Source organism: Paenarthrobacter sp. NPDC092416, from assembly GCF_044755025.1.
Classification (GTDB): domain Bacteria; phylum Actinomycetota; class Actinomycetes; order Actinomycetales; family Micrococcaceae; genus Arthrobacter.
The window spans coordinates 127,592-151,150 of the sequence record NZ_JBIVQG010000012.1; the positions used below are offsets into that span (position 1 = coordinate 127,592).

Here is a 23,559-nt window from a genome sequence, read left to right on the forward strand (position 1 = left end):
ACTGAACAATCCGCACAACACCGGCCTCCCGTCATGGAGGACGTGGCCCGCGTGGCAGGCGTCTCGCACCAGACCGTTTCGCGTGTTTTGAACAATCACCCCAACGTGAGTTCAAAGACCCGCGAGCGCGTGGAGCAGGCGATCACGCAGCTCGGATATCGTCGCAACATTGCAGCCCGCAGCCTGGTGACGCGACGATCCCAGACCATAGGGGTCCTCGGCAGTGAGATGGCGCAATACGGACCGTCGCATACACTCCTCGGAGTGCAGCAGGCAGCGCGGGACGCAGGCTACTTTGTCAGCGTCGCCGGCTTGCGGGGAGTCACACCCGAGACCATCAAGGACGCCGTAGCCCACTTCATGGACCAAGGTGTGGACGGAATAGTGGTCATCGTTCCACACCCGGGAACCTTCGAGGTCCTCCGGGAGCTCACCGCGCCGTTGCCCTTGGTGGCCGTGGGTTCAATCGGTGATGAGCATCTGAGCGGCGCCACCGTGGACCAACGGGAGGGCGCCCGGCTCGCAGTCCAACACCTCCTGGAACTCGGACACCAGCGCATTGGTCATCTGTCCGGGCCTGCTGATTGGATTGACGCCGCCGCCCGCATTGAGGGCTGGCGCGAGGCCCTGGATGGCGCAGGGGTTCCTGTGGGCCCACTGGTGGAGGGTGACTGGAGTGCCGAATGCGGTTACCGGGAAGGCCTGAAGATCGCCGCCGAGCGTTCGGTCACCGCACTGTTCGTCGCGAACGACCAAATGGCGCTGGGCGTCCTGCGGGCCTTCAACGAATCGGGCATCCAGGTGCCCGGTGACATCAGCGTGGTGGGTTTCGATGACCAGCCTGAGTCTGCCTACTTCATCCCTCCACTGACAACAGTTGCCCAGGACTTCGAGGAACTCGGCCAGCGCTGCATCGACCTTCTGCTGGATCGCCTGGAGAACGGCATCTCCGGCGCCACCGCCACGGTCACCCCGCGGTTGGTGGTTCGGGCCACGACGACACGCCTCGCCAGCTAACCCACACCATGAGCGACGGTTCGATGTGACGTAGTGTTGACATCAAAATTGTTAGCGCTCACAATTGCATCAGACCTACTTCACCTTCCACCCCGACCCCCGGCAATGAGGCCCTGGCCAGCCGGATGGAGACCCATGAATACCTCTGAAAACCTCCCGCTCGACGAGCAGTTCGTCATCGGTGTCGACTTTGGCACGCTGTCCGGCCGTGCCGTCGTGGTCCGTGTGTCTGATGGCGCCGAACTGGGCAGCGGCGTTTTCGACTACCCGCACGCCGTCATTTCGGAGAAGCTTCCCGGGACTGGCCAGCGACTCCCCGCGGACTGGGCGCTCCAGGTGCCCAACGATTACCGCGACGTCCTGCGCAATGCGGTACCAGCCGCAGTCGCCGACGCCGGAATCGACCCCGCGCACGTGGTGGGAATCGCCACTGACTTCACCGCCTGCACCATGGTCCCGACCACGGCGGACGGCACTCCGTTGAACGAACTGGAACGCTTCGCGGACCGCCCTCACGCTTACGTGAAGCTGTGGCGCCACCATGCTGCGCAGCCCCATGCGGACCGCATCAACACATTGGCCGAAGAACGCGGCGAGGCGTGGCTTCCCCGTTACGGCGGCCTGATCTCCTCGGAATGGGAATTCGCCAAGGGCCTCCAGTTGCTTGAGGAAGACCCCGAGGTCTACAACGTCATGGACCACTGGGTCGAGGCGGCCGACTGGATCGTCTGGCAGCTGTGCGGCAGCTACGTACGCAACGCGTGCACTGCCGGCTACAAGGGCATCTTCCAGGACGGCAAGTACCCATCCGAGGACTTCCTGGCGGCGCTGAACCCTGCGTTCAAGGACTTCGTGGCAGAAAAACTGGAGCACACCATCGGCCGCTTGGGCGACGCCGCCGGTTACCTCACAGCAGAGGCCGCGGCTTGGACCGGGCTGCCGGCGGGGATCGCCGTCGCGGTTGGCAACGTCGATGCCCACGTCACCGCTCCCGCGGCCAATGCCGTTGCACCTGGCCAGCTCGTCGCGATCATGGGTACGTCCACGTGCCACGTGATGAACGGCGACGTCCTGAGGGAAGTCCCCGGCATGTGCGGTGTTGTGGACGGCGGGATCGTGGACGGGCTGTGGGGCTACGAAGCCGGGCAGTCGGGGGTCGGAGACATCTTCGGCTGGTTCACCAAGAACGGCGTCCCGCCGGAGTACCACCAGGCCGCCGCCGAAAAGGGCCTGGGCATCCACGAATACCTCACCGAACTCGCTTCCCTGCAGGCAATCGGCGAGCACGGCCTGATCGCTCTCGACTGGCACTCCGGCAACCGTTCGGTGTTGGTGGACCACGAACTCTCGGGCGTTGTAGTGGGCCAGACCCTGGCAACGAAACCCGAGGACACCTACCGGGCGTTGCTGGAAGCCACGGCCTTCGGCACGCGAACCATCGTTGACGCCTTCCGCGATTCCGGTGTCCCGGTCAAGGAATTCATCGTCGCGGGCGGCCTCTTGAAGAACGAGCTTCTGATGCAGATCTATTCGGACATCACCGGCCTGCAACTCTCCACTATAGGATCCGGTCAGGGTCCGGCACTCGGCTCGGCCATCCACGCCGCTGTGGCCGCCGGCAAGTACACAGACATTCGTACGGCGGCGGCTGCCATGGCCTCCGCACCCGGCGCCATCTACACACCGATCCCGGAAAACGTCGCCGCCTACGAAGAACTCTTCCAGGAATACCGGACCCTGCACGATTACTTCGGCCGCGGCGCCAACGGGGTCATGCACCGGCTGAAGGCGATCCAGCGGGCGGTACACGAAGCGACCGCCAAGAACGCTGCAACCATGGCGGAAATCGCGGAAGGAGTCAACGCATGAGCACCCTCCTGGAAACCATCGCGCGGGTCCGCCGCGAAGTCTGTGACCTCCACGCCGAGCTCACTCGTTACGGGCTGGTGGTCTGGACTGCGGGGAACGTCTCCGGCAGGATCCCCGGCTACGACCTCATGGTGATCAAACCGTCGGGCCTCTCTTATGACGCTCTGACACCGGAGAACATGGTGGTCACCGACCTCTATGGAATCCCGGTCCGGGGGACGAATACCGGGTCAGGCGGCACTGTGGACTGGGGCAACCCGGCCCTCTCCCCGTCGTCGGACACTGCAGCCCATGCTTACGTGTACCGGCACATGCCGGAGGTGGGCGGCGTGGTGCACACCCATTCCACCTACGCCACTGCCTGGGCGGCCCGCGGCGAAGAGATCCCGTGCGTCCTGACCATGATGGGCGACGAGTTCGGCGGACCCATTCCCGTGGGCCCTTTCGCGCTGATCGGGGATGACTCGATCGGCCAGGGCATTGTGGAGACGCTGAAGAACTCCCACTCCCCAGCGGTGCTCATGCAGAACCACGGCCCCTTCACCATCGGCAAGGACGCCCGTTCCGCGGTCAAAGCTGCCGTGATGTGCGAAGAAGTTGCCCGGACGGTCCATATTTCACGACAACTTGGCGAACCCCAGGCCATCGATCAGGCCAAGATCGAATCCCTCTACAACCGCTACCAGAACGTCTACGGCCGCTAACGCGACGCCGCTTTCGCGCCGACAAACACAGGAGCCTTGAAAATGCCTACCGCCAACAACACTTCCCTGGACCACTACGAGGTCTGGTTCCTCACCGGCAGCCAGCACCTCTACGGCGAGGATGTCCTCAAGCAGGTCGCGGCACAGTCGCAGGAAATCGCTGCAGCCCTGAATGCCAACAGCGACGTTCCCGTCAAGCTCGTGTGGAAGCCCGTGCTCACCGATTCCGACGCCATCCGCCGCACCGCATTGGAAGCCAACGCGGACGATTCCGTGATCGGCGTAACCGCGTGGATGCACACGTTCAGCCCAGCCAAGATGTGGATCCAAGGCCTGGACCTGCTCCGCAAGCCGTTGCTGCACCTGCACACCCAGGCGAACCGCGACTTGCCATGGGCTGACATCGATTTCGACTTCATGAACCTCAACCAGGCAGCCCACGGCGACCGCGAGTTCGGTTACATCCAGTCGCGCCTCGGCGTGCCGCGCAAGACCGTCGTCGGGCATGTCAGCAATCCCGAGGTCGCCCGCCAGGTGGGCGTCTGGCAGCGCGCTTCGGCCGGTTGGGCCGCCGTCCGCACACTGAAGCTGACGCGCTTTGGCGACAACATGCGCAACGTCGCAGTCACCGAAGGCGACAAGACCGAAGCTGAGCTGCGCTTCGGTGTCTCCGTCAACACCTGGTCCGTCAATGAGCTCGCCGACGCCGTCCACGGCGCCGCAGAGTCCGACGTCGACGCCTTGGTAGCCGAGTACGAGCGCCTTTACGAGGTTGTTGACGAGCTAAAAGCAGGCGGCCACCGCCACGAGTCGCTCCGGTACAGCGCGCGGATCGAATTGGGCCTGCGCAGCTTCCTCGAAGCCAACGGTTCGGCAGCGTTTACGACGTCGTTCGAGGACTTGGGCGAGCTGCGTCAGCTTCCCGGCATGGCAGTCCAGCGCCTCATGGCCGACGGCTACGGGTTCGGCGCCGAGGGCGACTGGAAGACCGCCATCCTGGTGCGCGCCGCCAAGGTCATGGGCGGTGACCTGCCTGGCGGCGCCTCGCTGATGGAGGATTACACGTACCACCTTGAGCCCGGCTCGGAGAAGATCCTGGGCGCGCACATGCTCGAGGTCTGCCCGTCGCTCACCGCCAAGAAACCCCGGGTGGAGATCCACCCGTTGGGCATCGGCGGCAAGGAAGATCCCGTGCGCATGGTGTTCGACACCGACGCCGGCCCAGGCATCGTCGTCGCGCTGTCCGATATGCGCGATCGGTTCCGTCTGGTCGCGAACGTCGTTGACGTCGTCGACCTTGACCAGCCGCTACCCAACCTGCCGGTGGCCCGCGCGCTGTGGGAGCCCAAGCCGAATTTCGCCACGTCGGCGGCCGCGTGGCTGACCGCCGGCGCAGCGCACCACACGGTATTGTCCACGCAGGTGGGTCTGGACGTGTTCGAGGACTTCGCCGACATCGCCAAAACCGAACTCCTGACCATCGACGAGGGCACCACCATCAAACAGTTCAAGAAAGAACTCAACTGGAACGCCGCCTACTACAAACTGGCTGGCGGCCTGTGAGCGCTGAATTCACGTTGAGTGCCGGCGGTTACACGGCCGTCATCACCGCGCGGGCTGCGGCGTTGCGGGTTTTGCAGTTCGAGGGCCGCGACCTTGTGGTTCCTTTCGCCGCCGGCGAGCCGATCCCCGACTACCGGGGCATCATTGCGGCGCCCTGGCCCAACAGGATCGCGGACGGTCACTACACGTTCAACGGCGTCGGGCAGCAGTTGCCCGTCAACGAACCGGAGCGGCAGACCTCGCTGCACGGGCTCGCGTTTCCGCTCGACTGGACCATGAAAGAGCACGACGCCGGTTCCCTCACCCTGACATGCGTGGTGGGTCCCGCTGCCGGGTACCCCTTTGTCCTGGAGCTCTCGGTTCGGTACGTGGTGGACGACGCTGGGCTCCATTCCACGGTGACGGCCCGGAACACCGGCCATCTTGCAGCCCCCTACGGCGTGTGCCCGCACCCGTACCTCGTGGCAGGATCTGCGCCGCTGGACGAGTGGGTGCTCGATTTCCCGGCGGATTCGTTCCTTGAGGTCACCCCGGACAGGTTGCTGCCTGTTGCCGTGGCAGCCGTGGACGGTCACGCCTACGATTTCCGTTCCGCCCGGGCCATCGGCAGCACCGAGATCGACCACGCCTTCACGGGAATAGCGTTCGACGGCGGACTGGCGCGGCTGTCGCTGCGGGACCCGGCGGGCACCGGCGTCGGAATGTCCTGGGACGAAAGCTGCCCGTGGCTGCAAATCCACACGGCTGACAAGCCCGCCCCGATTCCGGGTCGACTCGGACTGGCCGTGGAACCCATGACCTGCCCACCCGACGCCTTCAACAGCGGTACGAACCTGATCCGGCTGGAGCCCGGCGCGTCGCACGCGGCGCGGTGGAGCATCTACGCCCTGTAGCTACCCAACTAGGTCGCAATAGTGCGCGTTTTGGACGCTCAAAACGCGCACTACTGCGACCTAGTTGGGTGAGGCGGGCTAACTACCCGCGCCGGCAGTGCTTTGGCGGACTACGAGCTCGGGCGTGAAGACGACGGCGCGGTGCTTGGTGCCGCCGCTGTCCTGCTCTTCGGCGAGCAGCTCGATCGCCGTTCGCCCGAGCGCTTCCGTGGGCTGGCGGATGGAAGACAGAGGTACGACGGCGGAAATCGCGAAGTCGATGTCGTCATAGCCAATGAGCGCAATGTCCTCAGGGATCCGGACAGTCCGCAACATGGTCAGCGACTGCATGACGCCTAGCGCCAGCAGATCGTTGGAGCAGAACACGGCCTCGGGGCGCTCCTCCGGCGAGCGTTCCACCAACTTGTTGCCCACCTGTCTGCCTGCCAGTACTGTCTGTCCCGCGGAGTCGAGCACTTCAATGGATGCTCCTGGCACATCGGCCACAGCACGCTGCGCGCCCTTGAGTCGGTGGGCCACCTGGCGGATGGATGGGGTACCAACAAATGCCAGACGACGGCGGCTCGTGTCCAGCAGGTGCCGGGCGGCAAGATATCCGCCTTCTTCGTCATCCACGGAGACTGAACTGCAACGGTCCTCATCCGCGAGTTGGTCCACCAGAACGGTAGGCACGCCGCGTTCACGGAGCGTATCGATGCGCTCCGTGACATCACCCACCGGCGAAATCAGCAAGCCTTGAACGCGCTGTTCCTGGAAGAGATCCATGTAGTGGGCTTCCCGGGAGGCATCCTGGCCGCTGTCACCCACCAACACGACGCTTCCGAGGGCCGTCGCGGCATCTTCCGCGGCGCGGGCCACTGAGGAGAAGAACGGGTTTCCGACGTCGAGCACAATCAGGCCGATGGTCCGGCTCTGCCCGGCACGGAGCTGGCGGGCAGCGTCGTTGCGGACGAAGCCGAGTTCAGCGATGGACTTGAGGACGCGCTCCTTGGTCCTCTGCGACACGCGGTCCGGGTAGTTCAGCACGTTGGAAACAGTGCCCACAGCTACCTGCGCGTGGGTGGCAACGTCTTTGATGCTCGCTGTTTGGGACATGCTTTCCGTTCTCCGGTGACTTGAATTCAATGTGGATGAAACGCCTTGACACCCTCCTCGTTTCGAGGGTAATTTGAATCGTAACAAATGAAACGATTCAAAGACGAGTGACCTCGGGAGATTCACACATGAGGATTTGTTTCCGCTCTGCGGTCCAGCCGGAATTGATGGCCGAATACAGGCAGCGCCATGCCGCCGTCTGGCCGGAAATGCTGACGGCACTGAAGGATGCCGGCTGGAACAACTACTCCTTGTTCCTCGCTCCCGACGGCCAACTGATCGGATACCTGGAATGCGAAGACTACGAGGCAGCCCAGGCGCGCATGGCCGTCACGGACGTGAACGCCCGCTGGCAGGCAGAGATGGCCACCCTCTTCGCGAACAGCGAACTCCCGCCGGACCAAGGATTCGAGATCGTCGAAGAAGTTTTCAACCTTGAGGACCAACTGGCCGCCGTAAGCGCGAGTTCGCCGGCCAGCACCGCCACCCAAGTACTTACAGACACCACCGGACATCAAAGGGAACAATCATGAACACCACAGAATCGGCCTTGAGCCGTCTCGGGGAACTGGCCATTGAAGTGCCGTCCTGGGCCTACGGAAACTCCGGGACCCGGTTCAAGGTCTTCGGCACCCCGGGTACACCGCGCACCGTCCAGGAAAAGATCGCCGACGCCGCCAAAGTCCACGAGCTGACCGGCCTCGCCCCCACGGTCGCCCTGCACATCCCGTGGGACAAAGTTGATGACTACTCGGCACTGCGCGAATACGCCGCCGGCCTGGGTGTTGGGCTGGGCACCATCAACTCCAACACGTTCCAGGATGACGAGTACAAGTTCGGCTCCCTGACCTCGTCCAACGAATCCGTGCGCCGCCGTGCGATCGACCACCACCTTGAGTGCATCGGGATCATGCACGCCACCGGGTCCAAGGACTTAAAGATCTGGCTGGCAGATGGCACCAACTACCCGGGCCAGGACGACATCCGTGGTCGCCAGGACCGCCTCGCCGAGTCTCTCCAGGAAATCTACGCAGGCCTCGGCGACGAGCAGCGCTTGGTCCTGGAGTACAAGTTCTTCGAGCCCGCTTTCTACCACACCGATGTTCCGGACTGGGGTACGTCCTACGCCCAAACCTTGGCCCTCGGCGAGAAGGCGTTTGTTTGCCTGGATACCGGCCACCACGCCCCGGGCACCAACATCGAGTTCATCGTCATGCAGCTCCTGCGCCTGGGCAAGCTCGGTTCCTTCGACTTCAACTCCCGCTTCTACGCGGACGATGACCTGATTGTCGGCGCGGCTGATCCGTTCCAGCTGTTCCGCATCATGCACGAGGTCATCCGCGGCGGCGGCTTCGGGAAGGATTCCGGCGTCGCCCTGATGCTGGACCAGTGCCACAACCTGGAAGAGAAAATCCCGGGCCAGATCCGCTCGGTGCTCAACGTCCAGGAAATGACGGCCCGCGCGCTGCTCGTGGACACCGCAGCCTTGGCTGAAGCCCAGCGTGCCGGCGATGTCCTGGCCGCCAACGGTATCTTCAACGACGCCTTCTACACCGACGTCCGCCCGGTCCTGGCCGAGTGGCGCGAATCCCGTGGCCTGCCCGCCGACCCGATGGCCGCCTACAAGGCCAGCGGTTACCAGAAGAAGATCAACGAAGACCGCGCAGGCGGCCAGCAAGCCGGATGGGGCGCATAAAGCATGAACGTGCAAGACACCAACAAGACTGTTGAAGACCTGATCTCCCGTTCCAACCGCCTCGGCGCGGACAAGCGGAACACCAACTTCGCCGGCGGAAACACCTCCGCCAAGGGCACCGGGAAGGACCCTGTTACCGGCCAGGACGTCGAGCTCCTGTGGGTCAAGGGCTCCGGCGGCGACCTCGGCACGCTGAAGGCCGGGAACCTTGCTGTACTCCGCCTGGACCGGTTGCAGGCACTCAAGGATGTTTACCCCGGCGTTGAGCGTGAAGACGAAATGGTGGCCGCGTTCGATTACTGCCTGCACGGCAAGGGCGGCGCGGCTCCCTCGATCGATACCGCCATGCACGGCCTGGTGGATGCCGCACACGTGGACCACCTACACCCCGACTCCGGCATCGCAATCGCTACCGCCGTTGATGGCGAAGCACTGACCTCCAAGGTCTTCGGCGACAAGGTGGTGTGGGTTCCCTGGCGTCGCCCCGGTTTCCAGCTGGGCCTGGACATCGCCGCGATCAAGGAAGCCAATCCGCAGGCCATCGGCACCATCTTGGGCGGCCACGGCATCACTGCCTGGGGCGCCACCAGCGAAGAGGCCGAGGCCAACTCGCTCTGGATCATTGACCAGGCAGAGAACTACATCAAGGAAAACGGTAAAGCCGAGCCCTTCGGCGCCAAGCTCCCCGGCTACAGCGCGCTGCCCGAAGCTGAGCGCAAAGCCAAGGCAGCTGCCCTCGCACCCGTGATTCGCGGCCTGGCCTCCACGGACAAGCCGCAGCTGGGGCACTTCAGCGATGACGCCGTCGTCCTTGAATTCCTCGAGTCCGCAGAGCACCCGCGCCTCGGCGCGCTGGGCACCTCCTGCCCGGACCACTTCCTGCGCACCAAGGTCAAGCCCCTGGTCCTGGACCTGACAGCCGATGCCTCCATCGAGGAGTCAACCAACAGGCTCAAGGAACTTCACGCCGCCTACCGCGAGGATTATCAGGCCTACTACGACCGGCACGCCGACGAAAACAGTCCGGCACTGCGAGGCGCGGACCCGGCGATCGTGCTGGTCCCCGGCGTGGGCATGTTCTCCTTCGGCAAGGACAAGCAGACCGCACGCGTGGCGGGCGAGTTCTACATCAACGCCATCAACGTGATGCGCGGCGCCGAGGCCATCTCCACGTATGCCCCGATCGAGGAATCCGAGAAGTTCCGCATCGAGTACTGGGCCTTGGAAGAAGCCAAGCTCGCCCGCATGCCCAAGCCGAAGTCCCACGCCACCCGCATCGCACTGGTGACCGGTGCGGCGTCGGGCATCGGCAAGGCGATCGCCACCCGTTTGGCGTCCGACGGCGCGTGCGTCGTCATTGCCGACCTGAACCTTGAGAACGCGCAGAAGGTCGCCGAGGAACTGGGCGGCTCCGACGTCGCCATCGGCGTGCAGGCTGACGTGACCGACGAAGCCCAGATCGCCGCCGCCATCCAGGAAGCCGTGCTCGCGTTCGGTGGCCTGGACCTGGTGGTCAACAACGCCGGCCTGTCCATCTCCAAGCCGCTGCTGGAAACCACCGAGAAGGACTGGGACCTGCAGCACAACGTCATGGCCAAGGGCTCGTTCCTGGTGTCCAAGGCCGCTGCCAAGGTCATGATCGATCAGGGTCTGGGCGGAGACATCATCTACATCTCCTCCAAGAACTCGGTCTTCGCAGGCCCGAACAACATCGCCTACTCCGCCACCAAGGCAGACCAGGCCCACCAGGTCCGTCTCCTCGCTGCCGAACTTGGCGAGTACGGTGTCCGCGTCAACGGCATCAACCCCGACGGTGTGGTCCGCGGCTCCGGCATCTTCGCCGGCGGCTGGGGCGCAAAGCGCGCCGCGGTCTACGGCGTGGACGAGCAGGAACTGGGCAAGTACTACGCCCAGCGCACACTCCTCAAGCGCGAAGTCCTGCCCGAACACGTGGCCAACGCCGCATCCGTTCTCACCAGCAACGAACTGTCCCACACCACTGGCCTCCACATCCCCGTGGATGCCGGGGTCGCGGCCGCATTCCTGCGATGAGCAGCACTGATTCAACCGCGAACACCGTCCCGGCACGCGCCGGGGCGGTGTCCCCGCACCGCGTGTCCCCGCACCGCGTGTTCGCCGCCGTCGACATCGGTGCCTCCTCCGGCCGCGTCATGCTCGGCCGCGTCTCAGGGACGGAGGGGGCCTCGCTCGAAACCGTCCACCGTTTTCCGAACGGCGTGGTAGAACTCGACGGCGGCCTCCGCTGGGATTTCGACGCCCTGTTCACTGAGGTACTGGCGGGCCTCGCCGCCGCGGCTGCCATCGCCGCGAGCAACGGCGAGCACATCACCAGCATCGGCATCGACACCTGGGCTGTGGACTACGGGCTGGTGAACGACGACGGCGACCTCACCTCGGCGCCATACAGTTACCGGGACGAGCGCAGCCGTGCCACGGTGGAGCGGGTCCATGCAGCGATTCCGCCGGAAAAACTGTATGCCACCACCGGTCTGCAGTATTTGCAGTTCAACACGGTGTACCAGCTCGCCGCGGAGCCTTCCTTGGACGGTGTTCAGGCACTCCTGATCCCGGACCTGATCGCGTTCCTGCTCACGGGCGAGCGCCGTACCGAGGCAACGAACGCCTCGACCACCGGACTGTTTGACGCTGTTGCGGGAGAGTGGGCGACGGAGTTCCTGGACGCTTTGGGCTTTCCTCGGAACACTTTCCCGCCGATCATCCAGCCCGGGGAAACCGTAGGGACGCTGCTTCCGGCCATCCTCGAACGGACCGGCCTGCCTGCCGACACCACCGTGGTTGCAGTCGGCTCGCACGACACCGCGTCGGCCGTGGCAGCAGTTCCTGTGCAGTCTTCCGGACCGCAGTCTTCCGGACCGGAGTCTTCTGGTGCGGCCGGCCCGGAGGCCTTCGCCTACATCTCCTCCGGTACCTGGTCCTTGGTGGGCGTGGAGCTCCTCCACCCGGTACTGACTGAAGCGAGCCGCAAGGCCAATTTCACCAACGAACGCGGCGTTGACGGCACCATCCGGTACCTCCGTAACGTCGGTGGCCTCTGGCTGCTCAGCGAATGCCAGCGTTCCTGGGCGGCCGCAGGTTTCAGCCAGTCGCTGACCGCTTTGCTGGACGCCGCCACGGCATTGCCTGCAGGTGGGCCCCAGATCAACGCCGATGACCCGGTTTTCACGGCGCCGGACAACATGCCGGAGCGTATCCGCGCAGCCGTGCGCAACACCGGTGCCGTCCTGGCGGACCGGCCTGCCGCCGTCGTGCGTTGCATTATGGACAGTCTCGCGGCCGGTTACGCACGCACACTGGCGGACGCACAACGTCTCGCCGGCCGGAATGTTGATGTGGTGCACATTGTGGGTGGCGGTTCACAGAACCGGCTCCTGTGCCAGCTGACCGCCGACGCCACGGGCAAGCCTGTAGTGGCCGGTCCGGTGGAAGCTACGGCATTGGGCAACGTCCTGGTCCAGGCGCGCGCTGCGGGCGTGGTTGACGGTGGACTGCCTGAGCTCCGTGAGCTGGTGGCCGCCGGCACTCAACTGGAGTGCTACGAACCAGCGGGCGCCCTGCAGTCCAGCCGTTCCTGACCCTCTTTGAACGGGGAATGGCCGCGAAGCAACCGAGTGAGGTTGAATCGCGGCCATCCTGGTTTCAAAGAAGGTCAGGAAGCCGCAGGCTCCGGGAGTCTGGTACGTCACAGCGCCCGGCTGGGGTCCCGCGCTAAACTGATCGCATTATGATCCGCACAATGTTCAAGTCCAAGATCCACCGCGCCACGGTGACGCACGCCGACCTCCACTACGTCGGTTCGGTCACCGTTGACCTGGACCTCCTGGACGCGGCCGACATCCTTCCCGGCGAGCTCGTTTCCATTGTGGACGTGACCAACGGTGCCCGGCTGGAAACGTACACCATCGCGGGCGAGCGCGGTTCCGGCGTCATCGGTATCAACGGAGCGGCGGCCCACCAGGTCCATGTGGGCGACCTCGTCATCCTCATCACGTATGCAGAGATGACCACCGAAGAGGCCAAGTCCTACCAGCCCAAGGTTGTCCACGTGGACAAGGACAACAAGATCACCCAGCTTGGCAACGACCCCGCCGAGGCCCACACTCCCGGGCTCATGCGCCCGCCGCACGCGCTCAGCAACGCAGCGCACCTCAGCTAAGGCTCCACAACAAGCGTTCGACGTCGGCACTTACCAAAGTGCCGACGTCGAATGCGTTTGTGGCCAAGTGTCCGCATCGCGGAATCCATCGGTGAAAGCGTTTTCTCAACGACAGTTTCTGACTAGGCTGTAGTGGTGACCCAACTATTCCTTACCCTGGCGCCAGCATGATCGGCGTTCTTTCGGGGTTTTTCGTTGTTTGGGCCATCATCCTGGTGGGCATGTTCGTTGGTCGCCGTGAGCTGCTCGGCGAGAATGCGCGGTCGGTACTGAGTTCGCTGACGTTTTTCGTGGCGAGTCCGGCGCTCCTGTTCGAAACGCTCAGCAAGGCCAAACTTCACGATGTCTTCGCTGCGCCGCTGCTGGTGACTGCCGTCGGAGCCATCATCACGGGTTTGTTGTTCTTCGTGATCGTGAAGTTCTGGCTCAAACGCACCATGCCGGAAGCCCTCATGTCATCCATGAGTGCATCGCTGGCCAACTCCGCGAACCTGGGTATTCCAATTGCCGTGTTCGTTCTGGGTGACGCCAGCTACGTGGCGCCGTTGCTGATCTTCCAGCTCGCGTTCTTCACGCCCATGTATCTGATGGCCCTCGATGCCAGCACCAGTTCGCACCGCACCACTCCCCTGCGGTTCCTGCTGATGATCGTGAAGAACCCGATGATCGTGGGCTCCGCGCTGGGCCTGTTGGTGGCTGGCACGGGTTTCCACGTGCCCGAACTCATCCTGGAACCGATCCACTTGATTGGCGGGGCCGCGATTCCGGCCATGTTGATGGCGTTCGGCATGAGTTTGAACGGGTCCCGGCCCTTGCAGAAGGACGCTGGCCGGCGGCTGGACACCCTGCTGGCGAGCGGGTTCAAGCTGATCGTTCACCCATTGATCGCGTATGTGTTTGCCCGTTTTGCACTGGGAATGGACGGGCACGCGTTGTTCGCCGTGGTGGTGACGTCAGCCCTGCCGACTGCGCAGAACGTGTTCGTTGCGGCGAGCCGCTACCGTGCCGGGATCACCGTCGCCAAGGACACCGTGCTCATCACCACGATCGTGGCCGTGCCAGCCATGATCGCCGTCGCGCTGCTGCTCGCCTAGCGCTGTCCCCTGGGTTACTCCACGTCGGCGCTGGCCAAGTAATGGTCCAGGAGTTGCGCGCAGCGGATGAAGCCCAGGTGCGAGTACGCCTGCGGGTGGTTGCCCAGATGCGTTTCGGATCCGGGATCGTACTCCTCGGGCAGGAGTCCCGTGGGGCCGAACAGGGCTACGAGCTGGTTGAACAGCTCCAAGGCATCGTCCAGGCGGCCCACGGCAAGGTACGCCTCGATCAGCCAGGTGGTGCAGATGTGGAACCCGCCTTCCAAACCCGGCAGGCCGTCGTCGTACCTGTAGCGGAAAACGGTGGGCCCGACGCGCAACTCGCGCTCAACGGCAGTCACGGTGTCCAGGAACCGCTGGTCCTGGACGTCCAGCAGGCCGGACAAGCCGATGTGCAACACAGCAGCGTCCAGATCGGGGCTGTCATAGGCCACGGTGTAGGAGGCCGCGGACGAATCCCAGCCCTCGCGGAGGACTTCCTCGCGGATGGTGGCTGCTGTTGGCGCCCAGTCAGCACGCGGCGGACGGCCGTGCAAAGCCGCTGCCTGAAGGGCCCGGTCCAACGTCACCCAGCACATCACCTTGGTGTACACGTGGTGCCGTGGCGGGCGGCGGGCCTCCCAGATGCCGTGATCGGGTTCATGCCAGCGCGCGATCACTGCGTGGGCCATCTGCTCCATGAGGAACCAGTGCTCGTCTGGCAGGAATCCGCGCCGCTCACCCAGGCCGTGGATCAGCTCTGCGATGGGCCCGAATACGTCCAGCTGAACCTGGTGGTCAGCGGCATTGCCGATCCGCACGGGACGCGAACCTGCGTATCCCGGCAGGCTCTCCACAATGGCCTCCGTGGACAGCGGCGAGCCGGTCACGGAGTAGAGCGGGTGCAGCCATTCCGGCCCGGGCGCATTCTCCAAAATACGGTCCAGCCAGAGCAGGAACCCGTCGGCTTCATCGGTGGAACCCAGATCCACCAGCGCTTTCACGGTCATGGAACCGTCCCGCAGCCAGCAGTAGCGGTAGTCCCAGTTTCGCGTCCCGCCGATGCCCTCGGGCAGCGACGTGGTGGGCGCGGCGAGAACGGCGCCGGTCGGTTCGTGCACGAGCGACTTCAGCACCAGCGCCGAGCGCCGCACCAGCGAGGGCTTGATGGTGGGCAGCTGCAGCGTCTTGACCCACTCCCGGTAGACATGTCCGACGGCGGCACGACGCTCAGGCTCGCCGGTCGGGTCCGCGGGCCTCGGCTCGGTGTCTCCGCAGCGCAGGTTCAGGACAACGGGACCGTACTGCAGGGGCACTTCCGCGGTTGCAGTTGCATGGTTGCCGTCGCTGGTGATCTCGAAGGAAACACCCGGTGCCGAGAGGATGATGGGGTCCGAGGTACCCACAACGTGGACTTCTTCACCCCGGATCTCCATGCTGAACGGGGCGTTGGCATAGTCCGGCCTGGGCGCGAAAACCACTCGCGCCGTGCCCGTGCCCGTGAGCACGCGGACCAGGCTCGTGATCCCTTCGGGCGCTGGTTCGAGGTAGTCCGTCACCGTGACGTCGGCCCAACGGGTCTCCACGATCATGGTGTTGTCCACATAGCGCTGGGCCAGCACTGGCGAGGCCTTGACGGGTTCGATGCTGAAATGGCCGGCCGGATCGCCGCCCAGGATATGGGCGAACAAGGACCCCGAGTCCGGCAAGGGGTGGCTCATCCAACAGACTTTCGCGTCCGGGGTGAGCAACGCCGTCGAGCTTCCGTTCCCGATCATCGAATGACGTTCCAGCCCCACGGCGTCTTCGCCGAACAGCCATGCCCGCCGGAGCTCGAACAACAAGGCAAGGACGCGCGCAAAGGATTCCGGGTCCGGAATGGTGTGTGCCGCCGTCGTGTCCCCCGGACCGACGTGCAGCCCGAGGTCCGGGCCACGCAAGGTGGCGAGCGCCTTCTCGTCGCTGGCGGCATCGCCGGCGTACAGGGCAGCACTCACTCCGAGCCGCGCACGGAGCTGCTCCAGGGCCAGGCCTTTGGCCGGCTCCTCGACCGTGAGGTCCAGGACGGAGCCGTCAATGATGAAGAACAGCCCGTATTCAATGGCGATCTGCTGGGCGCGGAAGACCACGCGCTCCACCACCTCGGGCGTAGCGGGACGGGTATGGACGGCCACGCCCACCGGCTTACGAACAATGCTGATGCCCTTTTCGAAGCCCAGAGCCTCGGTCAACGCGGTGGCCACGTGTTGGAGCAGGGTTTCGGTGGCCAGTGAGAGCCCATAGGCATAACCCATGTCGAACTCCACGCCGTGGGAGCCCACCAAATGGACCTCAGCGGGCAGCCTGGAAACCGCGGCAAGGTCCCGCAACGATCGGCCGGAAATGATGGCCGTGTGCGTATTGGGCAGTGCCGCGAGCGCCCGCAGTGCCACGGCGGCGCTGTCCAACGGCAGTGTTTCCGTTGAAACCCCTTCGGCCGAGCAGAGCGTTCCACCGTAGTTGCAGGCCACCAGGAGGCCAGGGACCCGGGAGAGGACCCTGAGCTCCGCCAGGAGTTGAGGCGTGATTCCGTGCTGCGCGTCCGATTGCAGGAAAGTCCGCAGGAGGCCAAGCGGGAGCGAGTTCATCAGCAGCGCGGAGTCGGCAACTGATTGATTCAACGGAGTAGGCATGGCGGGTCCTTCCGGTCCGGATATTCCTAGTTTCCGCCCGGCCGGTTTCCGCTGTATAGCTCTCCCGTTGCGAATACGTAACAGCCCTAGGCTGTCACCAGCCCGGCAACCTCGGCCACGAGTTCCACGGACCGCAGGCGCGCCTCGGTGCCCGTGCTCTGGTGGGCCACGATGAGTTCGTCGGCGTCAGCGTGCTTGGCGAATTCGTCGAGGTAGTCGCGCACCACGTCCGGGGTTCCCACCGCCGAATACTTCACCATCTGCGCAATGTGCTGGCCCTGCGGGGAATCCAGGACCATATCCGCCTCGTCATCGGTGAACTCGCGGCCACCGCCGAAGAACAGCGAAACGCGGGCGCGCTTGACGGCGTGGAAGATCTCCTGGGCCTCGGCATTGGTGTCCGCCGCGGTGACGTTCACTCCGGCGATCACATGGGGCTCGGACAGTTGCTCTGAAGGCTTGAAATCGCGGCGGTAAATGGCCACAGCGTCCTGCAGTGCCGCCGGCGCGAAGTGCGAGGCGAACGCGTACGGGAGCCCGAACTGGGCGGCCAGCTGGGCACCGAACAGCGACGAGCCCAGAATGTAGAGCGGCACGTTGGTGCCCTTGCCCGGCGTCGCTTCCACCCCTTGGATGCGGGTGGGACCCGTGAGGTAGCCCTGCAACTCCAGGACGTCCTGGGGGAACGCGTCCGAGGACATGTGGTCGCGCCGAAGAGCACGCATGGTGTTCTGGTCACTGCCCGGAGCGCGGCCCAATCCGAGGTCGATGCGTCCCGGGTGCAGCGTCTCCAGGGTGCCGAACTGCTCAGCGATGGTCAGCGGCGAGTGGTTGGGAAGCATGACGCCGCCGGCGCCAAGCCGGATGCTGTTCGTGTGGGCGGCGACGTGGGCAATCAGGACACTCGTGGCCGAGGAGGCGATGGCCGACATGTTGTGGTGCTCGGCATACCAAACCCGGCGATAGCCCAGCTCTTCCGCCTTCTGCGCCATGGCCACGCTGCCTGCGAGGCTTTCCGCCACCGTCTGGCCCTTTCCGATGGTTGCCAGGTCGAGGATGGAAAGAGGAACAGTCACGGGGATGCCTTTCGGTACGTTTCGCGATGCCCGCACGATTGGTTGCCGGGCACTCCAGCGACAACGACGGCGGTACCCGGCTTATTTCCGTGAGTTGCGTCGCGCGCTTGTTTGGCCCCTGTTTTGTGACCCCGTTCGACGCCCGATTAACCGCCGTGAACCCTTGTATCCCAGCGTTTCAGAGCGCTTTGACGGTGTTCCAGCCCTGCCGGATAGTTGCAGCCACAAGTACGCATCAGACTTCCAAACAAGGGGACATCATGGCACGTTTTGCAGGCAGGACCAGCGTCACGGCGGCGCTGGCCGCTACCGCTCTTTTGGGGCTCGCCGCCTGCTCCGATCCGGGCGCGACGGCGGCGGTAGCACCGCCGTCGAACGCTTCTTCCAGCGCCCCCAAGGAGTTCAACCTGACGCCGCAGCAGGACCGCATCAAGGTGACGGTGGACTCCGCGGCGGCGGCGCTGGTTCCGGACGCCATCAAAGCCGACGGCAAGCTGACCGTGGTGACCACCGGCGGCACTCCCCCGCTGAGCACCTTCGCCACTGATAACAAGACACTCATCGGCAGTGAAGTGGACATCGCCTACGCAGTCGGCGAGAGCCTGGGCCTGCAGGTCGAGGTGCTGCCTGTAGCGTGGGCTGACTGGCCGCTGGGCGTCGAATCCGGCAAGTACGAAGCCGTCCTGTCCAACGTCACTGTCACGGAGGCACGCAAGGAGAAGTTCGACTTCGCCACCTACCGCAACGACCTCCTGGGCTTCTACGCAAAGTCGGATTCTGACATCTCCACGATCAAGGAGGCCAAGGACGTGGCCGGAAAGCGCATCATCGTGGGCTCGGGTACCAACCAGGAAGCCATCTTGGTTCGCTGGGACGAGGAGAACAAGAAGAACGGCTTGAAGCCGGTCGAGTTCCAGTATTACGACGACGACTCCGCCTCCCAGCTCGCCCTCCAGTCCGGCCGCGCGGACCTGACGTTCGGGCCCAACGCCTCCGCGGCGTACAAAGCGGCCAAGGACGGCAAGACCAAGGAGGTGGGCACGCTTGAGGGTGGCTGGCCGCTGAAGGCCGAGATTGCGTTCACCACCCAGAAGGGCAACGGTTTGGCCGTAGCCGCCCAGGCTGCGCTCAATACCCTCATCAAGGACGGCAGCTACGCCAAGATCCTGGACCGCTGGGGGCTCTCCTCCGAGGCCATTCCTGCGTCCGAACTGAACCCGGCAGGCCTGCCCAAGAAGTAGGAACCGCTGTGGCAGGGCAGACCTGCCGACGCCGAATCCCCGCCGGACACCAACCGGCGGGGATTCTTGCGTTGGGCGCTCCTAGAAGTGGGCCGGGTCCGTGTTGGCGCCGCAGAGGATCACGGCAACGGTTTCGCCTTCCCGTGGATTGTAAGCGCCGGACAGTAGTGCGGCGTAAGCTGCGGCAGCACCGTGTTCCACCACGATCCGGTGGTCCTCCCATAGGTTTCGGCGGGCCGCGACAATGTCCTCGTCACTGACCAGCACGCTCTGCACACCCGTGCGGCGGGCAACGCCAAAGCCGATCTCGCCGATCCGTCGGGCGCCCAAGGAATCCGCGGCGATCCCGGAGACCGCAACATCCACTGGCTCACCTGTTGCCAGCGCAGTGTGCAAGGTAGGGACCGTTTCGGGTTCAACGCCTACTACATGCGCCCTCCCCTCGGTGGCCGCCGCGATACCGCCCATCAACCCGCCGCCGCCAACGGCAACGAGGATAGTGTCGACATCGGGCAATTCATCCAGCAGCTCAAGCCCAACGCCACCTGCGCCCGCCACGATCTCCGGCTGGTCGTAGGCGTGGCAATAGATCGCGCCCTTCTCTTCAGCGAATTGGACGGCGGCAGCGTAGGCCTCGGCGTACTCGGTCCCGTGCGGAACAACAGTGGCGCCGATTTTGTGGAGCTTCGCTATTTTGTTCGCCGGCGCGGACTCAGGGACAAACACCGTGGCCGGAACCCCGAGCTTGGCCGCAGCGTAGGCATTGGCCAGGCCCGCGTTGCCGCCCGACGCCACCACAATGCCAATCTCCGGGTTGAGCTCGCCGCTCTCCCTCGCCGTGAGCAGGCGGTTGAACGCGCCGCGGGCCTTGAACGAACCGGTGTGCTGCATGTATTCGCACTTGAACCACAGGTGATAGGGCTCAGCGTTGCCGCTCTCCGTAACCGGTGTGTGCCGAACCCACCCGGCGGTCCGTGAATATGCTGCCTCGACCTCTTCGCGAGTGACCATGTTGGGCCCCTTTCCTCCGTTTCATCCTATGGTTCGAACGCGGTTCGGCGGAGATGTTCACTGCTTTCTGCTGGATCATTCGGAGGTTTGCCCGGCAGCACCTTGTGGTTCCGGGCCTTCGAGCGGTGGGGACGGGAATGATCCAGCAGAATGGAGCCATGCCTACCGCTTTTTCCCTTCGCCCGTCCCACGCCGACGATGCCCAGTGGATTGCCGAGCTGCGCGCCGTCGTCATGCGCCCGGATCTCGAACGGCTCGGCCGCTGGGACCCCCTACGCGTCCGCGAGCGCTTCCTGAACGCGTTCCGGCCTGAGCACGCCCTCGTCGTGGAAATCGCGGATGAGGACGCCGGGGTGATTGCCGTCCGACCGGAGCCCGACGCTCAATGGATCGAGCACTTTTTCATCGCACCGGAGCATCAAGGACAGGGCCTGGGCGGAGCGGTCCTCCGGCAGGTCATGCAGGAGTCCGCCGACGAGCGTCCGTTCAAGCTGGACGTCCTCCAAGGAAGCGCAGCGCGGCGTTTATACGAACGGCACGGCTTCATCGTGGAGACCGAAGATCCGATCGACGTGTTCATGGTTGCGCCGGGGCGCGGCTGAGCGAGCTATTCGGCACTGGGGCGCTCCGGCCGCCACCAGCCCCGGTGGTACCCTCAGCACATACTTTCGATGCTCACTTCAGGGGGGACAATGGGGATCTTTCGAGCGCGCACTTTGAGCCTTGCGGGCGCGCTGGTCTTGGCGCTGGCCGCCGGACTGCCAAGCGCAGGAACCGCCACCGCCGCTGACGCGCCAACACCTATCATCGACGGCGTCCCGTATGTCGGTGCGGAAATGCGCCGTCAGTACACCTACGAGTATTCGGGGTGTAAAAATCCCGACGGCACCGGCCACGGCATCACCCTTGAATGGCTCCGCGACGGCGAACCTCTCCCGGAGGAACGCCAGGGTGACACTCTGCGAATCCTTCCGGAAGATCAGGGCAGCAGGATCGCGCTCAAAGTAATTCCACTGACCCCAGGAGAATCCGGGTGCCCCGAAGGGACCCAGTTGAGCGCGGAAACGACACCCATCAAGGCATCCTCCAGGGCGATGGGCTGGACCGACCGGGGGAACCTGGAACTGCTGGGCCGCACGGACGACGGCCGTCTGGTGCTGTACCCGCGGACCTACACCTACCACGAGGGCGCGTGCGAGGGTGCCTGCCCTTCATACTTTGGTGAGTGGGACGAGCCCCGCCAAGTGGGCCAGGGCTGGAACATCTTCGACATCGTCTTCTCCCCGGGCGACTTCGACGGCGATGGATTCAACGATCTTCTTGGCAGGGATTCGGCTGGCGGCCTCTTCCTCTACCCGGGGGACGGCGACGGCGGCTGGCTTGACCGCCGGCAGGTTGGCCAGGGCTGGAACATCTTCGATTCAATCGTGGGCCCCGGCGATTTCAACGGCGACGGAACCAACGATGTCCTGGCCCGCAACACCGCCGGAGATCTCTACCTTTACCCCGGTGACGGCGAGGGCGGCTGGCTCCCGCGGTCCACGGTGGGGTGGGGGTGGCAGGTCATGGACAAGATCATCACGGCCGGCGACATGAATGCAGACGGCGCCGTGGACGTCTTCGCCCGCGACTACAACGGTTATCTGCACCTCTACCCCACGGACGGGCAGGGCGGCTGGGAGGAGCCTGCGTTCACGAGCGCGGATTGGGACACGTTCACCGAAATCGCCGGCTTGGGCAGTTTCGGCCACTCACAGTACAACCACCTCTTCGCCGTCGCGGGGAACGGCGACCTGGTCACCTACTCCACCGGCGCTGGACTTACCGGCTTGTGGGGTCCGTCCGCACCCGTCGGCACAGGTTGGGACGTGTTCCGGGAACTGCTCTAAAGCCGCAGCTCCCACACTGCCAGTTGCAGGCTGACGGTCCCGCGCGAAACGTCGACGGCGGCACTCTTCCCGCCGCCGTCGACGTCCTGCGTTGCCGGCGGTTGATTCTGCTGGATCATTCCGTGGTCCACGCGGCGAAATCCGTGCAGATCCAGGGTTCCGGTTTCGCGGCGAAGGGATGATCCAGCAAGAAACGCCCGCTTCAGGCTCATGGGACAGGCACCGACTCATCCGAACGGGCCGGCGTCTCCAGCCCCAGATTTTCTCGAAGCGTTGCGCCGCGATACTCCGTGGGGTACACACCGCGTTCCTGGAGTTCGGGAACCAAGTGGTTGACGATCTCGTCCAGTCCGGTGGGGATGAGCCACGGCGAGATGTTGAAACCATCCACCGCACCAACCCGGGCGTACTCGGCGAGGTGGTCAGCAACAGCCGTGTAAGAACCTGTGAAGGTGGCGTCGATGCGCGCCGTCTTGGAGGTGACGAACTGGCGGATCGAGAGATCTTTGTCCTTGGCCTCGGCCCTCCACTGATCGGCCAGCTGCCTGGCTTTGGCTCCGTGGAAGCCGCTCCCCCGCGTTTCGGAGGTCTCCTCAACTACGGGATCGATGTCCGGGAGCGGTCCGTCCGGATCATAGGAGGAGAGCTCGCGGCCCCAGAACTGTTCCAAGTATGCGATGGCTTGCTGTGGACCGATCTGCAGGCTGCGGACCCAGGCCTTCTTCTCTTGGGCTTCCTGGTCCGTGGCGGCAAGGATGAACTCGCTGGCTGGCATGATCTGTACGGCATTGGCGCCACGGCCCGCAGCCACGGAACGGGCTACGATGTCGCGGCGGAACTCCACGGCGTCATCGAACTTGGGGTGGGCCGAGAAGATCACGTCAGCCTGGCGTGCGGCGAAGTCACGGCCCTCCGGTGAGTCGCCGGCCTGGAAGAGGACGGGTCGGTACTGTGCGCTCCGCGGCAGGCGGGGCGTGAGGTCAACGGTGTAATGCTGACCCTCGTGGAGAACCCGGCGGGCCGGCCCCGACGGGGTTTCCCACGAGTCCCAGATCCGTTTGGCGGTTTCCACGAAGGCCTCTGCATGCTTGTAGCGGTCAGCGTGGTCCAGGTATCCGCCGCGGCGGAAGTTTGCCCCCGTCCACGCGTTGTCCGTGGTGACGACATTCCAGGCAGCGCGGCCGCCCGAGATCAGGTCAAGGGATGACAATCGGTGCGCCAGGTCCGCGGGGTCGTTGTACGTGGTGTTTTGCGTGGCAACCAAACCGATGTTGGTAGTCACTGCAGCCAAGGCGGCGAGCATGGTCTGCGCGTCCGGTCGGCCCACCACGTCCAAGGCATGCGGGCGCCCGAGGTGTTCACGCAGGCGCAGCCCTTCTCCGAGGAAGAAGGCAGCAAACTTACCGCGTTCAGCAGTCTGGACGATGTGCCGGAAGGACTCGAAGTCAGTCTGCGAGCCCGATTCCTCAGCCTTCCAGATCGTGCCGGAGTTGACGCCCTGGAAGAAGATTCCGAACTGGATCTGACCTGACGGCTGGAAAATAGCACGGTTGTGCTGTGTCATG

The 23,559-nt window shown here is 64.5% G+C and carries 20 protein-coding genes; 14 read left to right on the top strand and 6 right to left on the bottom strand.

Going from position 1 to position 23,559, the window contains the following annotated elements; translation table 11 throughout:
- The first annotated feature begins 33 nt into the window (after positions 1-33).
- The 5 genes from ACIQC5_RS19450 to ACIQC5_RS19470 all read left to right on the top strand — a co-directional run bounded on the left by ACIQC5_RS19450 (position 34) and on the right by ACIQC5_RS19470 (position 6,046).
- Positions 34-1,017: a LacI family DNA-binding transcriptional regulator gene (locus ACIQC5_RS19450; protein ID WP_400286244.1), complete on the top strand. Its 984-nt coding sequence runs from the start codon at positions 34-36 to the stop codon at positions 1,015-1,017.
- Between the two features lie 135 nt (positions 1,018-1,152).
- On the top strand, positions 1,153-2,886 hold the full coding sequence (araB, locus tag ACIQC5_RS19455) for a ribulokinase (RefSeq protein ID WP_400286141.1): 1,734 nt from the start codon (positions 1,153-1,155) through the stop codon (positions 2,884-2,886).
- The gene (locus ACIQC5_RS19460) at positions 2,883-3,590 is read left to right on the top strand and encodes an L-ribulose-5-phosphate 4-epimerase (RefSeq protein WP_400286144.1); all 708 of its coding nucleotides are present in this window, start codon (positions 2,883-2,885) and stop codon (positions 3,588-3,590) included. Before araB ends, ACIQC5_RS19460 begins: the two co-directional genes overlap by 4 nt.
- 42 nt (positions 3,591-3,632) lie before the next feature.
- Entirely contained in the window at positions 3,633-5,153 is a 1,521-nt protein-coding gene (araA, locus tag ACIQC5_RS19465; RefSeq protein WP_400286147.1) for an L-arabinose isomerase, read from the top strand.
- Positions 5,150-6,046, top strand: coding sequence for an aldose 1-epimerase family protein (locus ACIQC5_RS19470; RefSeq protein WP_400286149.1), 897 nt, complete (start codon positions 5,150-5,152; stop codon positions 6,044-6,046). The genes araA and ACIQC5_RS19470 overlap by 4 nt, the downstream gene beginning before the upstream one ends.
- Before the next feature lie 78 nt (positions 6,047-6,124).
- On the opposite strand, the gene ACIQC5_RS19475 is transcribed toward ACIQC5_RS19470, so the two are convergent.
- On the bottom strand, positions 6,125-7,141 hold the full coding sequence (locus tag ACIQC5_RS19475) for a LacI family DNA-binding transcriptional regulator (protein ID WP_400286152.1): 1,017 nt from the start codon (positions 7,139-7,141) through the stop codon (positions 6,125-6,127).
- A gap of 128 nt (positions 7,142-7,269) precedes the next feature.
- Here ACIQC5_RS19475 and ACIQC5_RS19480 point away from each other — a divergent pair, with 128 nt between their 5' ends.
- The 6 genes from ACIQC5_RS19480 to ACIQC5_RS19505 all read left to right on the top strand — a co-directional run bounded on the left by ACIQC5_RS19480 (position 7,270) and on the right by ACIQC5_RS19505 (position 14,126).
- Complete coding sequence (locus ACIQC5_RS19480) at positions 7,270-7,674, top strand: L-rhamnose mutarotase (RefSeq protein WP_400286155.1); 405 nt, start codon at positions 7,270-7,272, stop codon at positions 7,672-7,674.
- A complete protein-coding gene (rhaI, locus tag ACIQC5_RS19485) occupies positions 7,671-8,837 on the top strand; it encodes an L-rhamnose isomerase (RefSeq protein ID WP_400286157.1) in 1,167 nt (388 codons plus the stop codon). Before ACIQC5_RS19480 ends, rhaI begins: the two co-directional genes overlap by 4 nt.
- Positions 8,838-8,840: 3 nt before the next feature.
- Positions 8,841-10,889 carry a bifunctional aldolase/short-chain dehydrogenase gene (locus tag ACIQC5_RS19490; protein WP_400286160.1) on the top strand — a complete coding sequence of 683 codons (2,049 nt, stop codon included), beginning with the start codon at positions 8,841-8,843 and terminating at the stop codon, positions 10,887-10,889.
- Entirely contained in the window at positions 10,886-12,451 is a 1,566-nt protein-coding gene (locus tag ACIQC5_RS19495) for a rhamnulokinase family protein (protein ID WP_400286163.1), read from the top strand. The genes ACIQC5_RS19490 and ACIQC5_RS19495 overlap by 4 nt, the downstream gene beginning before the upstream one ends.
- Positions 12,452-12,600: 149 nt before the next feature.
- Entirely contained in the window at positions 12,601-13,032 is a 432-nt protein-coding gene (gene panD / locus ACIQC5_RS19500) for an aspartate 1-decarboxylase (RefSeq protein WP_400286166.1), read from the top strand.
- A 167-nt stretch (positions 13,033-13,199) separates the two neighbouring features.
- Positions 13,200-14,126 (top strand): AEC family transporter, encoded by a 927-nt coding sequence (locus ACIQC5_RS19505; RefSeq protein ID WP_400286169.1) that lies wholly within the window; start codon positions 13,200-13,202, stop codon positions 14,124-14,126.
- A 14-nt stretch (positions 14,127-14,140) separates the two neighbouring features.
- Here the strand turns inward: ACIQC5_RS19505 and ACIQC5_RS19510 are convergent, their stop codons facing one another.
- Positions 14,141-16,777 (bottom strand): trehalase-like domain-containing protein, encoded by a 2,637-nt coding sequence (locus ACIQC5_RS19510; RefSeq protein WP_400286172.1) that lies wholly within the window; start codon positions 16,775-16,777, stop codon positions 14,141-14,143.
- 86 nt (positions 16,778-16,863) lie between these two features.
- Positions 16,864-17,853 (bottom strand): LLM class flavin-dependent oxidoreductase, encoded by a 990-nt coding sequence (locus ACIQC5_RS19515; RefSeq protein WP_400286174.1) that lies wholly within the window; start codon positions 17,851-17,853, stop codon positions 16,864-16,866.
- A 260-nt stretch (positions 17,854-18,113) separates the two neighbouring features.
- On the opposite strand from ACIQC5_RS19515, the gene ACIQC5_RS19520 reads away from it, so the two are divergent.
- Positions 18,114-19,094: an ABC transporter substrate-binding protein gene (locus ACIQC5_RS19520; RefSeq protein WP_400286176.1), complete on the top strand. Its 981-nt coding sequence runs from the start codon at positions 18,114-18,116 to the stop codon at positions 19,092-19,094.
- 81 nt (positions 19,095-19,175) lie between these two features.
- Here the strand turns inward: ACIQC5_RS19520 and ACIQC5_RS19525 are convergent, their stop codons facing one another.
- Positions 19,176-20,105: a threonine/serine dehydratase gene (locus ACIQC5_RS19525; RefSeq protein ID WP_400286179.1), complete on the bottom strand. Its 930-nt coding sequence runs from the start codon at positions 20,103-20,105 to the stop codon at positions 19,176-19,178.
- Between the two features lie 158 nt (positions 20,106-20,263).
- Here ACIQC5_RS19525 and ACIQC5_RS19530 point away from each other — a divergent pair, with 158 nt between their 5' ends.
- Both ACIQC5_RS19530 and ACIQC5_RS19535 read left to right on the top strand, forming a co-directional pair.
- Positions 20,264-20,707, top strand: a complete 444-nt coding sequence (locus ACIQC5_RS19530; protein ID WP_400286181.1) for a GNAT family N-acetyltransferase — start codon at positions 20,264-20,266, stop codon at positions 20,705-20,707.
- 90 nt (positions 20,708-20,797) lie between these two features.
- A complete protein-coding gene (locus tag ACIQC5_RS19535) occupies positions 20,798-21,994 on the top strand; it encodes an FG-GAP repeat domain-containing protein (protein WP_400286184.1) in 1,197 nt (398 codons plus the stop codon).
- Here ACIQC5_RS19535 and ACIQC5_RS19540 read toward each other — a convergent pair.
- Positions 21,991-22,206: a hypothetical protein gene (locus tag ACIQC5_RS19540; protein ID WP_400286187.1), complete on the bottom strand. Its 216-nt coding sequence runs from the start codon at positions 22,204-22,206 to the stop codon at positions 21,991-21,993. The genes ACIQC5_RS19535 and ACIQC5_RS19540 overlap by 4 nt on opposite strands.
- The gene (locus ACIQC5_RS19545; RefSeq protein ID WP_400286189.1) at positions 22,203-23,558 is read right to left on the bottom strand and encodes an NtaA/DmoA family FMN-dependent monooxygenase; all 1,356 of its coding nucleotides are present in this window, start codon (positions 23,556-23,558) and stop codon (positions 22,203-22,205) included. Before ACIQC5_RS19545 ends, ACIQC5_RS19540 begins: the two co-directional genes overlap by 4 nt.
- Position 23,559 lies beyond the last annotated feature (1 nt).

What these genes read in the sequence shown, in the direction of transcription:
- ACIQC5_RS19450 (WP_400286244.1), top strand. Translation starts at nt 34, where the DNA reads ATGGAGGACGTGGCCCGCGTGGCAGGCGTCTCGCACCAGACCGTTTCG.
- araB (WP_400286141.1), top strand. Translation starts at nt 1,153, where the DNA reads ATGAATACCTCTGAAAACCTCCCGCTCGACGAGCAGTTCGTCATCGGT.
- ACIQC5_RS19460 (WP_400286144.1), top strand. Translation starts at nt 2,883, where the DNA reads ATGAGCACCCTCCTGGAAACCATCGCGCGGGTCCGCCGCGAAGTCTGT.
- araA (WP_400286147.1), top strand. Translation starts at nt 3,633, where the DNA reads ATGCCTACCGCCAACAACACTTCCCTGGACCACTACGAGGTCTGGTTC.
- ACIQC5_RS19475 (WP_400286152.1), bottom strand. Translation starts at nt 7,141, where the DNA reads ATGTCCCAAACAGCGAGCATCAAAGACGTTGCCACCCACGCGCAGGTA.
- ACIQC5_RS19480 (WP_400286155.1), top strand. Translation starts at nt 7,270, where the DNA reads ATGAGGATTTGTTTCCGCTCTGCGGTCCAGCCGGAATTGATGGCCGAA.
- rhaI (WP_400286157.1), top strand. Translation starts at nt 7,671, where the DNA reads ATGAACACCACAGAATCGGCCTTGAGCCGTCTCGGGGAACTGGCCATT.
- ACIQC5_RS19490 (WP_400286160.1), top strand. Translation starts at nt 8,841, where the DNA reads ATGAACGTGCAAGACACCAACAAGACTGTTGAAGACCTGATCTCCCGT.
- ACIQC5_RS19495 (WP_400286163.1), top strand. Translation starts at nt 10,886, where the DNA reads ATGAGCAGCACTGATTCAACCGCGAACACCGTCCCGGCACGCGCCGGG.
- panD (WP_400286166.1), top strand. Translation starts at nt 12,601, where the DNA reads ATGATCCGCACAATGTTCAAGTCCAAGATCCACCGCGCCACGGTGACG.
- ACIQC5_RS19505 (WP_400286169.1), top strand. Translation starts at nt 13,200, where the DNA reads ATGATCGGCGTTCTTTCGGGGTTTTTCGTTGTTTGGGCCATCATCCTG.
- ACIQC5_RS19510 (WP_400286172.1), bottom strand. Translation starts at nt 16,777, where the DNA reads ATGCCTACTCCGTTGAATCAATCAGTTGCCGACTCCGCGCTGCTGATG.
- ACIQC5_RS19520 (WP_400286176.1), top strand. Translation starts at nt 18,114, where the DNA reads ATGGCACGTTTTGCAGGCAGGACCAGCGTCACGGCGGCGCTGGCCGCT.
- ACIQC5_RS19525 (WP_400286179.1), bottom strand. Translation starts at nt 20,105, where the DNA reads ATGGTCACTCGCGAAGAGGTCGAGGCAGCATATTCACGGACCGCCGGG.
- ACIQC5_RS19530 (WP_400286181.1), top strand. Translation starts at nt 20,264, where the DNA reads ATGCCTACCGCTTTTTCCCTTCGCCCGTCCCACGCCGACGATGCCCAG.
- ACIQC5_RS19535 (WP_400286184.1), top strand. Translation starts at nt 20,798, where the DNA reads ATGGGGATCTTTCGAGCGCGCACTTTGAGCCTTGCGGGCGCGCTGGTC.
- ACIQC5_RS19540 (WP_400286187.1), bottom strand. Translation starts at nt 22,206, where the DNA reads ATGAGCCTGAAGCGGGCGTTTCTTGCTGGATCATCCCTTCGCCGCGAA.
- ACIQC5_RS19545 (WP_400286189.1), bottom strand. Translation starts at nt 23,558, where the DNA reads ATGACACAGCACAACCGTGCTATTTTCCAGCCGTCAGGTCAGATCCAG.